Raw genomic sequence first — 13,270 nt, 5'->3', positions numbered from 1 at the left:
GCGCCCTGTATTGTTCAGTGCGTTCCCGGGCGATTAGCTCAGTGGGAGAGCGCTTCGTTCACACCGAAGAGGTCACTGGTTCGAACCCAGTATCGCCCACTCTCGCGACAGTGACGTGTGTCCGCAGACTACGCGGACCACGTCGCTTCGTCGTTTCTGCGCGGCTTCGCCGCGCGTAGTGGGGGCTCCGCCACCCACACCCCCGCCCCGGCGTTCACGCGGGCCGGGGACGAAGGCTCACGCCGCCGCCGGCAGGTCCGGGCGCAGGGGCCAGGCCGGGTCCACCGCTTCCTCGGTGCCGTTGAGCGCGAACCACGCCTGAAGCCCGCGTGCCTGCCCGGCGTGCCACACCGCCTGGAGGGTGTGCAGCTCGGCGGGGGAGAGGCGCTCGAGGCGCGCCTGGAAGCGGCGCCCCACCGCCCGTACGACCTCCAGCGCCGCCTGCGCGTCGGCCGCCGCGTCGTGTGCTCCCTCCAACTCCACGCCGTAGTGCGCGCACAGGTCGGTGAGGGTACGACGGCCCTTGCGGTAGCGGTCCAGGTGCTTGTCCAGCACGTGCGGGTCCAGCACGTGCAGCGGCGTCCGCTCCAGCCAGCGGCCCAGCGACGAGGCGCGGTGCCGGCGCAACTCCCGGTCCAGCAGCGTGAGGTCGAACGGCGCGTTCATCACCACCAGCGGACGCCCCGCGCGGGACTGCTCGGTCAGCGCCTCCGCCATCTCGTACATCACCGGCGCAGGCCATCGCCCGTGGCGCTGCACGTACTCCTCCGTCAGCCCGTGCACCGCCGTCGCCGACTCGGGCACCGGCACGCCCGGGTTCACCAGCCAGCGGGTCACCCGCGGGCGCAGTCCCGGCGCGTCCTGGACGACGAGGGCGGCCGACACGATCCGGTCGGTCTCGGTGTCCACACCCGTCGTCTCCGTGTCGAAGGCGGCCAACGGCCCCTCGAACCAGCTCGTCATAGGGCACTCAACTCCTCGTCCGAGCGCGGCAGCTGACGCGCCGTCCCATGTCCCGGTTCGGTGATACCCGGGCTGTTTGCGACGTACGCCGGAAGGACACAACAGGAGTACGGGTCTTTGCAGTTCACAGACCCGCAGCGGGGATTCACCAGTTTCGGAAGGCTGTTGGTCATGGCCATTGCGCAGCCCGAACGGGGCGGGCTGCTGCCGGAGCGCACCACGCCCTCACGCGGCTCTCTCGCCACCACCGCCTGCATGGAGACCCTGCAGGTCGGCTACCTTCACGCGGTCGCCGCCGCGGCGGGCTGCTCACTCTCCCAGCCCTTCCCGGACAACGGCATCGACTGGCACGTGAGCCACAGCGCCCCGGGCCACACCGTCGACGACGAGGTCACCATCAAGGTGCAGCTCAAGGCGACCTACCAGATCGCGCCCGGACCGCCCGGCCGCTTCTTCTCCTTCACCCTCGACAACGACCACCTGGCGAAGCTCGCCCGCACCCCGGTGTCGGTGCACAAGATCCTGGTCGTGATGATCGTCCCCCGCTCCCGGGACCAGTGGCTGCGCGCCGGACACGACCGGCTCGACCTCAGGCACTGCTGCTACTGGACCAACCTCGCCGGACACCCGATCACGGGCCGGCAGCGCACCACCGTGCGGATACCGACCGCGCGGATCTTCGACGACCGGGCGCTGTGCGAGATCATGACGCGGGTCGGGACGGGAGGGAAACCATGACGCACCGCCCGGCCGGCGGCCCCCCGCGGCCCGTCGAACCCCTGCGGTCCGTACGAGCGCACCCGGCCGACGCCCTCGACGACCGCCCCCGCGACGGCACCCCGCCCGAGCCCGGCACCGTCGACCCGGCCGTGCTGACCGCCCTGCTCCACCGGCACGGCTGGCAGCGGCGCGGCGGTGCCCCCGGCCGCTACGGCCGCTGGACCCCGCCCGGCCCGGCCGCGGGGGTCACCAGCCTCCTGGTGCCCGTCAGCCGCGCCTTCCCCGACAGCGACGACCTGCTCGGCGAGGCGCTGCTCGCCCTGTCCCGCAGCGGCACGCCCGCCGCCCGCGAGATCCTGCTCTCCCTCGCCGTCCCCAGCGACGAGATCCGCTGGGAACGCGACATGCCGACGGGGCCCGGCTCCACGGCGACCTGGACGGCGGAGGAGCAGCTGCGCTCCGCTGCCCGCCGCATGCTGCTCGCCGGGGCGCTCGCCACACGCGCGCGTGCCGGCTACTACGGGGCCCGGCACCGGCGCGCCGCCGAGACCGCCCTGGAGAACGTCCTGGTGGGCCCCGCCCCCGGTGGCCGCCATCTCGCGGCGTTCCTGCCGGTCGGCGCCGGCCGCCCCCTGGCCGTACGCCTGCACCAGGCCCTGTACGCCGCCCGTGAGGCCGTCGACTACCGGCGGGCCACCGGTGGCGCGGAAGCCTTCGACTCCGCCGTCGCGGCGGGGGTCAGCCACGAGCTGACCGAGTCCCTGGTGGCCCTGGTCCGGGGCACCGAGGGTGCCCGGATAGCCATCGGCTGGGCGCCTGCCGCGGGCGTGCCCGAGGGCTGCGGCACCCTCACCGAACCCGTCGAGTTCTCGCCGGGCGACCTGCCCGCCCTGCGCGAGGCCGCCGCCCGCTACCTGCGCGCCGAGCCCTCCGTGCCGGTGCGGATCACCGGCACCGTCGTCCGTATGCGCCGGCCCGGACCCCGCGGCCCGGGCACCGTACGGCTGCGGGTGCTGGCCGGGGCCGAGGTGCCGCACGTGCGCGTCGCGCTGGACGAGGAGGCCTACCGGATCGCCGGGCACGCCCACCTCGTCGGGCTGCCGGTGCGGATGCTGGGGCGGCTGGAGAGCCGGGGCGGGTTCCGCCGGCTCACCGGCGCCTGCGAGATCACGCCCGTCCAGGTCGACGACGCGGAGCGGGACCGGCTGCTGAAGGCCGTCCAGGAGCACGTCGAGGTCGCGGCCTTCTTCGAGGAGGCCTGCGGCGACGGAGGGGACTGCGGAGACTGATTTCGCGGTGGGCGGGCCCGGGTCGGTACGATCGCCCTCATGCGTGCGCTCCGGTATGGCGCCGCGGCCCCACCTTCAGTCAGGAGAGACCGGTGTCAGACGTCCGTGTGATCATCCAGCGGGATTCCGAGCGGGAAGAACGCGTGGTGACGACGGGCACTACGGCCGCCGAGCTCTTCGCCGGCGAGCGCTCGATCATCGCCGCCCGCGTCTCCGGCGACCTCAAGGACCTCGCCCACGAGGTCAAGGACGGCGAAACCGTCGAGGCCGTCGAGATCACCTCCGAGGACGGCCTCAACATCCTGCGGCACTCCACCGCGCACGTCATGGCCCAGGCCGTGCAGGAGCTGTTCCCCGAGGCCAAGCTGGGCATCGGCCCGCCCGTCAAGGACGGCTTCTACTACGACTTCGACGTCGAGAAGCCCTTCCACCCCGATGACCTCAAGGCCATCGAGAAGAAGATGCAGGAGATCCAGAAGCGCGGGCAGCGGTTCTCCCGCCGCGTGGTCACCGACGAGGCCGCCCGCGAGGAGCTCGCCGACGAGCCGTACAAGCTGGAACTGATCGGCCTCAAGGGCTCCGCGTCCCACGACGACGGCGCGGACGTCGAGGTCGGCTCCGGCGAGCTGACGATCTACGACAACCTCGACGCCAAGACCGGCGAGCTGTGCTGGAAGGACCTCTGCCGGGGTCCCCACCTGCCCACCACCCGGAACATCCCGGCCTTCAAGCTGATGCGCAACGCCGCCGCCTACTGGCGCGGCAGCGAGAAGAACCCGATGCTCCAGCGCATCTACGGCACCGCCTGGCCCACCAAGGACGAGCTGAAGGCGCACCTGGAGTTCCTCGCCGAGGCCGAGAAGCGCGACCACCGCAAGCTCGGCAGCGAGCTGGACCTGTTCTCCATCCCGGAGCAGATCGGCTCCGGCCTCGCCGTCTTCCACCCCAAGGGCGGCATCATCCGCCGGGTCATGGAGGACTACTCGCGGCGCCGCCACGAGGAGGAGGGCTACGAGTTCGTCTACACGCCGCACGCGACCAAGGGGAAGCTCTTCGAGACCTCGGGCCACCTGGACTGGTACGCCGACGGCATGTACCCGCCCATGCAGCTCGACGAGGGCGTGGACTACTACCTCAAGCCCATGAACTGCCCGATGCACAACCTGATCTTCGACGCGCGCGGGCGGTCCTACCGCGAACTGCCGCTGCGCCTGTTCGAGTTCGGCACCGTGTACCGGTACGAGAAGTCGGGCGTCGTGCACGGCCTGACCCGGGCCCGCGGTTTCACCCAGGACGACGCGCACATCTACTGCACCCGCGAGCAGATGTCGGAGGAGCTGGACAAGACCCTCACCTTCGTCCTGAACCTGCTGCGCGACTACGGCCTGAACGACTTCTACCTGGAGCTGTCCACCAAGGACCCGGAGAAGTTCGTCGGCTCCGACGAGGCCTGGGAAGAGGCCACCGAGACGCTCCGCCAGGTCGCCGAGAAGCAGAACCTGGAGCTGGTGGCCGACCCGGGCGGCGCCGCGTTCTACGGCCCGAAGATCTCCGTCCAGGCGCGCGATGCCATCGGGCGCACCTGGCAGATGTCGACCATCCAGCTCGACTTCAACCTGCCGGAGCGCTTCAGCCTGGAGTACACGGCCGCGGACGGCGCCAAGACCCGCCCGGTCATGATCCACCGCGCGCTGTTCGGCTCCATCGAGCGGTTCTTCGCGGTGCTCCTGGAGCACTACGCGGGCGCGATGCCGCCCTGGCTCGCCCCGGTGCAGGCGGTGGGCATCCCGGTGGGGGACGCGCACGTGCAGTACCTGGAGGAGTTCGCGGCCGAGGCCCGGCGGAAGGGGCTGCGTGTCGACGTGGACTCGTCCTCCGACCGGATGCAGAAGAAGATCCGCACGCAGCAGAAGCAGAAGGTCCCGTTCATGATCATCGTCGGTGACGAGGACATGCACGGGGGCACGGTGTCGTTCCGCTACCGCGACGGTTCGCAGGAGAACGGCATTCCGCGCGACCAGGCACTGGCGAAGCTCGTTGATGTGGTGGAGCGCCGGATTCAGGTGTGACATTCCCCCGCAAACGCGGGGACCGGCCCCCGGGAGAAGCTCCCGGGGGCCCTTTCGGTCTCCCGGCACCGACGCCATATGCTGCACGTATGACGAGTGAGCCGGAGCAGCAGCTGGGGGTGGGGACGCAGGACGCGTTCCAGCGTCTGTGGACGCCCCACCGGATGGCCTACATTCAGGGCGAGAACAAGCCGAGCGGCCCCGGCGCCGACGACGGCTGCCCCTTCTGCTCGATCCCGGCCAAGTCCGACGAGGACGGTCTGATCATCCGGCGCGGCGAGCATGTCTACGCGGTGCTCAACCTGTACCCGTACAACGGCGGCCACCTGATGACCGTGCCCTACCGCCACGTCGCCGACTACACCGAGCTGAACCCCGTGGAGACCGCGGAGCTGGCCGAGCTGACCAAGCAGGCGATGACGGCCCTGCGCACCGCGTCCGGTGCCCACGGCTTCAACATCGGCATGAACCAGGGCACGGTGGCCGGCGCGGGCATCGCCGCCCACCTGCACCAGCACGTCGTCCCCCGCTGGGGCGGCGACACGAACTTCATGCCGGTCGTCGGCCACACCAAGGTCCTGCCCCAGCTCCTGGGCGACACCCGCAAGATGCTTGCAGAGGCCTGGCCCTCCAGCCCGTCCGGCGTCTGAGGACGAGGCCGTCCAGGCCGAAGCGGGGTCTGGGGGCGCAGCCCCCGGGGACGCCCACCCGAGCAGCCCCGCCCAACCGCCGGAGGGCTACGCGTCGTAGACGTCCGCCTTCTTCGGCACGGCCTCCTGCACCGCCCCGCTCAGACCGCCCGCGCGGGCACCGAACTTCTCCGTGTCCACGCCGTTCTCCTTCAGCACCTTGATCGCCGCCGAGTGCACCGCCCGCAGCACCGGCGTGGCCGCCCGCAGCGCGTCGTCGGCCATGAAGCGGTGCCGCCACGGCCGGTCCGCCCAGGCGTGCCGCACGCCGAAGGGCTCGGGCAGCGTGAGCTTGCCGCCCAGCCAGTACAGCAGCGGGGGGTACCAGGTCAGCGGTGCCCGTGCGGTCAGCCGTACCACCTCGTCGGTGTCGACCAGCGGGAGCTTGACCGTGCGGGTCTCCCAGAACTTGACCGACTTCTGGACCTGCTTCTCCTTGGCCGCGGGCTTGCTGGTGAACAGGGAGTGCACCGGGCCCAGCGCGTGTCCGGTGACCTCGATGCGCAGCGTCTCGTGCAGCACCGTCACCGTGATCAGCATGGAGATGACCAACTGGCCGTCCCACAGCGTCCACTGGACGCCCAGGTAGTGCCGGTCGCCCGCGCCGAACTGCTGCTTGTCGCAGATCTCCTGTATGGCGTGCTGCTTGACCTGGTACGCCTCGACGTCCGTGCCCTCGGGCCGGGACACCGAGTCGGCGTTCTCACCGATCGGGGTCACGATCCAGTGCCGCACGGTCGGCTTGGTGAAGCCGCCGGTGTGCAGCGGGCCGCGCTCCAGCATCCGCAGCCGGTCGTGGATGGCCTTGATGACGTCCCAGCTGCGGAACGGGTTGATCTCCCGGTCCGGGTCGACGGGGACCAGCTCCTCGGCGAGCTGCCAGTTGCCCCAGCGGGTGCCCATCCCGAGGATGCCCTTGGGACCGGCGTAGAAGACGGAGTTGGACTGCTGCTCGGCGCTGAGCCGGGCCAGTGACTGCCGCAGTTCCTCGGCCGCCGTCTCGCCGGGGCTGCTCGGCACCGCCTCGGGCACCTTGGCGCCCACGCCGGCGCCGGACAGCAGACCGCTCCAGCGCTCCCGGAGGTCCCGTGCCGTGCGCTCGCAGATCCGCTTGGCCCAGAACCAGCCGATCACCGGCGCGACGACGCAGGCACGTGCGTACCAGGCCCAGAAGCCGCTGAAGGGCATCTTGAGCAGGAAGAGCACGGCCAGGACCGCCATCGCGAGCAGCAGGGCGGTGGCGAGCGCGCCGGCCCGCTTGTCCTCGCGCCGGGCGACGGTGGTGCGGATCTGGAAGACCAGGAGCCAGATCAGCAGTCCGGGCAGGAACAGCAGTCCGCACAGCACCATGACGGCGCTCAGCCAGTTGTCCCGGTCCCTGCGGATGCGGTGCGCCGCGAGGCTGTGCTCGACGACCACCTGCGGCTGGGTTCCGAAGGACTGGATGAGCGGGGCCCGCTTGGGACCCAGCATCCGGTCGATGATCGCCCGGGAGAACGCCTCGCCCAGGTTGGGCCGGAAGAGCTTGATCCGCGGCTTGCTCACGGCCGACTTGTGCCACTCGCTGTTGGCCTTGAGTATCTCCTCGGCCTCGCTGTCCCGGTAGGCGGCCGAGGCCAGCGCGAACGTGGCCGTCTGGCCGCCGTCGTCCGTGCGCGGCACCTGCGGTCCGAAGAAGTCCGCGTAACCGCCGTCAACGGTCATTCCCGCCCCCGATCGCCACCACTGTCGCTCCTGCGGCCTTCCCGACTTCCCTGCCCCGCACACCTGTTGATCTGGTCATCAGCGTATCCGCCGGGACCGTCGTGCGTCACGGGACGTCCAAAGGCGCCCTCAGCCGAGCGGGTTGACCGCCTGACGCGCCGTCGTACGCCGGGGCGAGCCCCCTGTGGTGCGGGGGAGCGGGCCCCGGTGCGGCCGGACCGCACACCGGAGCCCCGCGCTGCGGCAGGACGCCGCCCGCACCTCCTCCAGGGCCTGTCCGGCGGATCAGGTCGCAGGAAAGAAGCGGTACTTCGTCGGCGCTGGTGAGCGGGGGCGATGGGGGCCCTCCCGCGCGAGCGCAGTCGAGCGTGGGGGAGTCGGCAACCGACGACAACGCCGCTGGGGGTACCTCCCACGCCTTTGGGGCAGTGGGGGCGGGCGTGCCGGACCCCGCGTCTGCGGCATGATCCGACGGACAGGCCCTAGGACGCCGCCTGCACCTCCTCGCGCAGCCGGTCCGCGACCTGCGCCGGCATCGGCTCGTGCCGTGCGTAGCGGCGGTCGAAGCGCGCGGTGCCGTGCGAGAGGGAGCGCAGGTCCACGGCGTAGCGGCCGATCTCGATCTCGGGCACCTCGGCCCTGATCAGGGTCCGGCCGCCGCTGGTCTGCTCGGTGCCCAGCACCTTGCCGCGCCGCCCGGACAGGTCGCTCATCACCGCGCCGACGTAGTCGTCGCCGACCAGCACGCTCACCTCGGCCACCGGCTCCAGCAGGTGGATCCGCGCCTCGGCCGCGGCCTCCCTGAGCGCCAGCGCGCCCGCCGTCTGGAAGGCGGCGTCGGAGGAGTCCACCGAGTGCGCCTTGCCGTCGAGCAGCGTGACCCGCACGTCGATCAGCGGGTGGCCCGCGGCGACCCCCTTGGCCGCCTGGGTGCGCACGCCCTTCTCGACGGACGGGACGAACTGCCGGGGCACCGCGCCGCCGACCACCTTGTCCACGAACTCGATGCCCGAGCCGCCCGGCAGCGGCTCCACCTCGATCTCGCAGATGGCGTACTGGCCGTGCCCGCCGGACTGCTTCACGTGCCGCCCGCGTCCGGCCGCCCGGCCGCCGAAGGTCTCGCGCAGGGAGACCCGGTGGGGTACGACGTCGACCTGGACGCCGTAGCGGCTGCGCAGCCGCTCCAGGGCCACGTCGGCGTGCGCCTCGCCCAGGCACCACAGGACCACCTGGTGGGTGTCCTGGTTGTGCTCCAGTCGCATCGTCGGGTCCTCGGCGACCAGCCGGGCCAGCCCCTGGGAGAGCTTGTCCTCGTCGGGTTTGCTGTGCGCCTCGATGGCGAGCGGCAGCAGTGGGTCGGGCATCTCCCAGGGGGCCATGAGCAGCGGGTCGTCCTTGGCCGAGAGCGTGTCCCCGGTCTCCGCGCGGGTGAGCTTGGCCACGCAGGCGAGGTCGCCCGCGATCACGTGCGAGACCGGCCGCTGCTGCTTGCCGAACGGCGTCGACAGGGCGCCGATCCGCTCGTCGACGTCGTGGTCCTCGTGGCCCCGGTCGGTCATCCCGTGCCCGGACACGTGCACCGTCTGGTCGGCACGCAGGGTGCCGGAGAAGACGCGGACCATCGAGATCCGGCCGACGTACGGGTCCGAGGACGTCTTGACGACCTCCGCGACCAGCGACTCCTCCGGATCGCACATCCGCAGCTCGCGCCCGGCGCCCTCGGGGGTGGTGACCCTGGGCGCAGCGCGCTCCAGGGGTGTCGGGAAGCCGCGCGTGATCAGTTCCAGGAGTTCGACCGTGCCCAGTCCCTGCCGGGCGCCGTCGGCGGCGGGCGCGGCGGCCAGCACGGGGAAGAACACCCCGCGCGCGACGGCCCGTTCCAGATCCTGGACGAGCGTCTTGACGTCGACCTGTTCGCCGCCGAGATAGCGCTCCATGAGTGTCTCGTCCTCGCTCTCCGAGATGATCCCCTCGATGAGCATGGAACGGGCCTCGTCGAGCTGCGGCAGCTCCGCCTCGCCCGGTTCCGAGGCCACGCGCTCGCCGGACGCGTAGTCGAACAGCTTCCGCGACAGCAGTCCCACGAGCCCCGCCACGGGCGCGTGTCCGTCGGGGGCGGGCGGGCCGTGCAGCGGGAGGTACAGCGGCAGTACGGCGTCGGGGTCGTCGCCGCCGAAGGCCTCCGCGCAGATCCGGGTCATCTCCTCGAAGTCCGCGCGGGCGGCCTCCAGGTGCGTGATCACGATGGCGCGCGGCATGCCGACGGCGGCGCACTCCTCCCAGACCATGCGGGTCGAGCCGTCCACCCCGTCGGAGGCCGAGACGACGAAGAGGGCCGCGTCCGCCGCGCGCAGACCGGCCCTCAGCTCACCGACGAAGTCGGCGTACCCGGGAGTGTCCAAGAGGTTGATCTTGATGCCGTCCCATTCGACCGGCACCAGGGAGAGCTGTACGGAGCGCTGCTGGCGGTGCTCCATGTCGTCGTAGTCCGAGACGCAGCCGCCGTCCTCCACGCGGCCCGCCCGGTTCACCGCTCCCGCCGTCAGCGCGAGAGCTTCCACCAATGTCGTCTTGCCCGATCCGGAGTGGCCGACCAGCACCACGTTCCGTACGGACGCGGGGTGGTCGGCCGCCGTTGCCCTTCCGGCGGCTCCGGGATGGGTGTGTGCCTTGTCGCCCATGTCCTTGCCTCCCGTGCACGGTGAGGTCACTGTGGGCGCGGACACGCGGGACCGCGTGCACTGGCGGCTCCGGCGACGCCCGCGGTCCTTCGAGCTTTCCACTCCCGTCACGCCGCGTCCATACGAAGGACCCGATCCCGGCGACCACCGGCCGCTCACCGGGGGCTCAGGGTGCCCGGCCACCGTCCACGCGCGCGCGTGGCTACGATGGGCCAGCCGGTGGCCAGCAAGGGCCGCGGCGCCACACCGACCGTCGGGAAGGCCATGCTGAACAAGTACGCGCGTGCATTTTTTACGCGTGTCCTCACACCGTTCGCCGCGTTTCTCATCCGCCGGGGCGTCAGCCCGGACACGGTCACGCTGATCGGCACCGCCGGTGTGGTCGCGGGTGCGCTGGTCTTCTACCCCATGGGTGAGTTCTTCTGGGGCACGGTGGTGATCACGCTCTTCGTCTTCTCCGACCTCGTCGACGGCAACATGGCCCGCCAGCTGGGCCGGTCCAGCCGCTGGGGCGCGTTCCTGGACTCCACCCTCGACCGGGTCGCCGACGGCGCGATCTTCGGCGGCCTCGCCCTGTGGTACGCGGGCGGCGGCGACGACATCGTCCTGTGCGCGGTGTCGATCTTCTGCCTGGCCAGCGGCCAGGTGGTCTCGTACACCAAGGCGCGCGGCGAGGCGATCGGCCTGCCGGTCGCCGTCAATGGACTGGTCGAGCGCGCCGAGCGCCTCGTCATCTCGCTGGTCGCCGCCGGATTCGCCGGGCTGCACAAGTTCGGCGTGCCCGGCATCCAGTACCTGCTGCCGATCGCCCTGTGTATCGTCGCCGTCGGCAGCCTCGTCACGCTGGTCCAGCGGGTCGTCACGGTCCGCCGGGAGGCCGCCGAGGCGGACGCCGCCGCACAGCAGAGCCAGGGCACCGAGGCGGCCAAGTGAGCGCTCGGGACCGGCTGACCGACGGTCTGTACGGCGCCGGCTGGGGCACCGTGAAGAAGCTCCCCGAGCCCGCCGCCGTGCGCCTCGGCCGCACCGTCGCCGACGTCGCCTGGAAGCGGCGCGGCGCGGGGGTGCGCCGTCTGGAGAGCAACTACGCGCGCGTGGTGCCCGGCGCGAGCCCGGAGCGGCTCGCCGCCCTCTCGCGCGCGGGCATGCGCTCGTACCTGCGCTACTGGATGGAGTCGTTCCGGCTCCCGGCCTGGAGCACCGAGCGGATCAAGGGCGGCTTCGCCCCCAAGGACCTGCACCACCTCACCGACGGCATGGCCGCCGGCAGGGGCGTGATACTCGCCCTGCCGCACCTGGCCAACTGGGACCTCGCGGGCGCCTGGGTCACCACGAAGCTCGGCATCCCGTTCACCACCGTCGCCGAGCGCCTCAAGCCGGAGACCCTGTACGACCGTTTCGTCGCCTACCGGGAGGGCCTCGGCATGGAGGTCCTGCCGCACAGCGGCGGCACCGCCTTCGGCACGCTGGCCCGGCGGCTGCGCGAGGGCGGCCTGGTCTGCCTGGTCGCCGACCGGGACCTGTCCGCCTCCGGCGTGGAGGTCGGCTTCTTCGGCGAGACGGCCCGGATGCCGGCCGGTCCCGCGCTGCTCGCCCAGCAGACGGGCGCGCTGCTGCTGCCGGTGACGCTCTGGTACGACGACTCGCCGGTGATGCAGGGCCGGGTGCACCCGCCGGTCGAGGTGCCCGAGTCAGGTACCCGGGCCGAAAAGGCGTCTGTGATGACACAGGCGCTGGCCGATGCCTTCGCCACGGGGATCGCCGACCACCCGGAGGACTGGCACATGCTGCAGCGCTTGTGGCTCAAGGACCTCGACCCGGCCAAGGCGCCCGGGGCCCGCGAGCGGGGCACCCAGTGAGGATCGGCATCGTCTGCCCGTACTCCTGGGACGTGCCGGGCGGCGTCCAGTTCCACATCCGGGACCTGGCCGAGTACTTCATCCGGCTCGGCCACGAGGTGTCCGTCCTCGCCCCGGCCGACGACGACACGCCGCTGCCGCCGTACGTCGTCTCCGCGGGCCGCGCGGTGCCGGTGCCGTACAACGGCTCGGTGGCCCGGCTGAACTTCGGCTTCCTCTCGGCGGCCCGGGTCCGGCGCTGGCTGCACGAGGGCGCCTTCGACGTCATCCACATCCACGAGCCGACCTCGCCCTCGCTGGGCCTGCTGACCTGCTGGGCGGCGCAGGGCCCGATCGTGGCCACCTTCCACACCTCCAACCCGCGCTCCCGCGCGATGATCGCCGCGTATGCGATCCTCCAGGCCGCCCTGGAGAAGATCAGCGCCCGGATCGCCGTGAGCGAGTACGCCCGGCGCACGCTCGTCGAGCACCTGGGCGGCGACGCGGTCGTCATCCCCAACGGCGTCGACGTCGACTTCTTCGCCGACGCGGAGCCGAAACCGGAGTGGCAGGGCGACACGATCGGCTTCATAGGGCGCATCGACGAGCCCCGCAAGGGTCTGCCGGTGCTCATGCGGGCACTGCCCGGGATCCTCGCCGCCCGCCCGCAGACCCGGCTGCTCGTCGCCGGGCGCGGGGACGAGGAGGAGGCCGTCGAGAGCCTGCCGAAGGAACTGCGCTCCCGCGTGGAGTTCCTCGGCATGATCAGCGACGAGGACAAGGCCCGCTTCCTGCGCAGCGTCGACCTGTACGTGGCGCCCAACACCGGCGGCGAGAGCTTCGGCATCGTCCTCGTCGAGGCCATGTCGGCGGGCGCCCCCGTCCTCGCCTCCGACCTGGACGCCTTCGCCCAGGTCCTCGACCAGGGGGCGGCCGGCGAACTCTTCCCCAACGAGGACGCCGACGCCCTGGCCGAGGCGGCCGTACGCCTGCTGGCCGACCCGGAGCGCCGCGCCGCACTGCGGGAGCGGGGCAGCGCCCACGTACGGCGCTTCGACTGGTCCACGGTCGGCGCGGACATCCTGTCCGTCTACGAGACGGTCACCGCGGGAGCGGCGGCGGTGGCGGCGGACGACCGGGCGACGGGCCTGCGCGCCCGCTTCGGCCTCGCAAGGGACTGACCCCACCGGGCGCGCCCGGGCTGGCCGGGCGGGCAGGCGGGTACGGGGCAGCCGTGGCGCACGGAGCCACTGCCGTGCAACGGCACCGAGTCAGCGGGTGGGTGACACAGGCGGCAGGGGCCGGTCGTACGGCGTA

General features: G+C 72.0%; 10 protein-coding genes and 1 tRNA gene. 8 read left to right on the top strand and 3 right to left on the bottom strand.

The window, feature by feature from the left end; all coding sequences use genetic code 11:
• The first annotated feature begins 27 nt into the window (after nucleotides 1-27).
• Nucleotides 28-99: transfer RNA gene (locus ACZ7MF_RS36435), tRNA-Val, on the top strand.
• A gap of 138 nt (nucleotides 100-237) precedes the next feature.
• Here the strand turns inward: ACZ7MF_RS36435 and ACZ7MF_RS36430 are convergent.
• Complete coding sequence (locus ACZ7MF_RS36430; RefSeq protein WP_471482461.1) at nucleotides 238-963, bottom strand: exonuclease domain-containing protein; 726 nt, start codon at nucleotides 961-963, stop codon at nucleotides 238-240.
• A gap of 171 nt (nucleotides 964-1,134) precedes the next feature.
• Here ACZ7MF_RS36430 and ACZ7MF_RS36425 point away from each other — a divergent pair, with 171 nt between their 5' ends.
• From ACZ7MF_RS36425 to ACZ7MF_RS36410, 4 genes are all read left to right on the top strand, one after another.
• Entirely contained in the window at nucleotides 1,135-1,701 is a 567-nt protein-coding gene (locus tag ACZ7MF_RS36425; RefSeq protein WP_471482460.1) for a DUF4365 domain-containing protein, read from the top strand.
• The gene (locus tag ACZ7MF_RS36420) at nucleotides 1,698-2,972 is read left to right on the top strand and encodes a hypothetical protein (protein ID WP_471482459.1); all 1,275 of its coding nucleotides are present in this window, start codon (nucleotides 1,698-1,700) and stop codon (nucleotides 2,970-2,972) included. Before ACZ7MF_RS36425 ends, ACZ7MF_RS36420 begins: the two co-directional genes overlap by 4 nt.
• A 92-nt stretch (nucleotides 2,973-3,064) precedes the next feature.
• Complete coding sequence (gene thrS, locus ACZ7MF_RS36415) at nucleotides 3,065-5,041, top strand: threonine--tRNA ligase (RefSeq protein WP_471482458.1); 1,977 nt, start codon at nucleotides 3,065-3,067, stop codon at nucleotides 5,039-5,041.
• Between the two features lie 89 nt (nucleotides 5,042-5,130).
• Nucleotides 5,131-5,691, top strand: coding sequence for an HIT family protein (locus ACZ7MF_RS36410; RefSeq protein WP_471482457.1), 561 nt, complete (start codon nucleotides 5,131-5,133; stop codon nucleotides 5,689-5,691).
• An 87-nt stretch (nucleotides 5,692-5,778) separates the two neighbouring features.
• On the opposite strand, the gene ACZ7MF_RS36405 is transcribed toward ACZ7MF_RS36410, so the two are convergent.
• Both ACZ7MF_RS36405 and ACZ7MF_RS36400 read right to left on the bottom strand, forming a co-directional pair.
• Complete coding sequence (locus ACZ7MF_RS36405; RefSeq protein ID WP_361010791.1) at nucleotides 5,779-7,434, bottom strand: hypothetical protein; 1,656 nt, start codon at nucleotides 7,432-7,434, stop codon at nucleotides 5,779-5,781.
• 482 nt (nucleotides 7,435-7,916) lie between these two features.
• Nucleotides 7,917-10,115 (bottom strand): elongation factor G-like protein EF-G2, encoded by a 2,199-nt coding sequence (locus tag ACZ7MF_RS36400; RefSeq protein WP_471482456.1) that lies wholly within the window; start codon nucleotides 10,113-10,115, stop codon nucleotides 7,917-7,919.
• Between the two features lie 207 nt (nucleotides 10,116-10,322).
• On the opposite strand from ACZ7MF_RS36400, the gene pgsA reads away from it, so the two are divergent.
• Genes pgsA through ACZ7MF_RS36385 form a run of 3 tightly spaced genes read left to right on the top strand, consistent with a single transcriptional unit; the run spans nucleotide 10,323 to nucleotide 13,134 of the window.
• Nucleotides 10,323-11,048: a phosphatidylinositol phosphate synthase gene (gene pgsA / locus ACZ7MF_RS36395; RefSeq protein WP_471482640.1), complete on the top strand. Its 726-nt coding sequence runs from the start codon at nucleotides 10,323-10,325 to the stop codon at nucleotides 11,046-11,048.
• The gene (locus ACZ7MF_RS36390) at nucleotides 11,045-11,974 is read left to right on the top strand and encodes a phosphatidylinositol mannoside acyltransferase (RefSeq protein WP_471482455.1); all 930 of its coding nucleotides are present in this window, start codon (nucleotides 11,045-11,047) and stop codon (nucleotides 11,972-11,974) included. The genes pgsA and ACZ7MF_RS36390 overlap by 4 nt, the downstream gene beginning before the upstream one ends.
• Complete coding sequence (locus tag ACZ7MF_RS36385) at nucleotides 11,971-13,134, top strand: glycosyltransferase family 4 protein (RefSeq protein ID WP_471482454.1); 1,164 nt, start codon at nucleotides 11,971-11,973, stop codon at nucleotides 13,132-13,134. The genes ACZ7MF_RS36390 and ACZ7MF_RS36385 overlap by 4 nt, the downstream gene beginning before the upstream one ends.
• Nucleotides 13,135-13,270 lie beyond the last annotated feature (136 nt).

This window comes from Streptomyces sp. NPDC111628 (genome assembly GCF_055635195.1).
Note: the sequence above shows the minus strand (reverse complement) of the source record. Positions and strands in the feature narration are given on the sequence as shown.

Bases quoted from the DNA above. Each gene is read 5' to 3' on its own strand.
- ACZ7MF_RS36430 (WP_471482461.1), bottom strand. From the start codon at position 963: ATGACGAGCTGGTTCGAGGGGCCGTTGGCCGCCTTCGACACGGAGACG.
- ACZ7MF_RS36425 (WP_471482460.1), top strand. From the start codon at position 1,135: ATGGCCATTGCGCAGCCCGAACGGGGCGGGCTGCTGCCGGAGCGCACC.
- ACZ7MF_RS36420 (WP_471482459.1), top strand. From the start codon at position 1,698: ATGACGCACCGCCCGGCCGGCGGCCCCCCGCGGCCCGTCGAACCCCTG.
- ACZ7MF_RS36410 (WP_471482457.1), top strand. From the start codon at position 5,131: ATGACGAGTGAGCCGGAGCAGCAGCTGGGGGTGGGGACGCAGGACGCG.
- ACZ7MF_RS36405 (WP_361010791.1), bottom strand. From the start codon at position 7,434: ATGACCGTTGACGGCGGTTACGCGGACTTCTTCGGACCGCAGGTGCCG.
- ACZ7MF_RS36400 (WP_471482456.1), bottom strand. From the start codon at position 10,115: ATGGGCGACAAGGCACACACCCATCCCGGAGCCGCCGGAAGGGCAACG.
- pgsA (WP_471482640.1), top strand. From the start codon at position 10,323: ATGGGCCAGCCGGTGGCCAGCAAGGGCCGCGGCGCCACACCGACCGTC.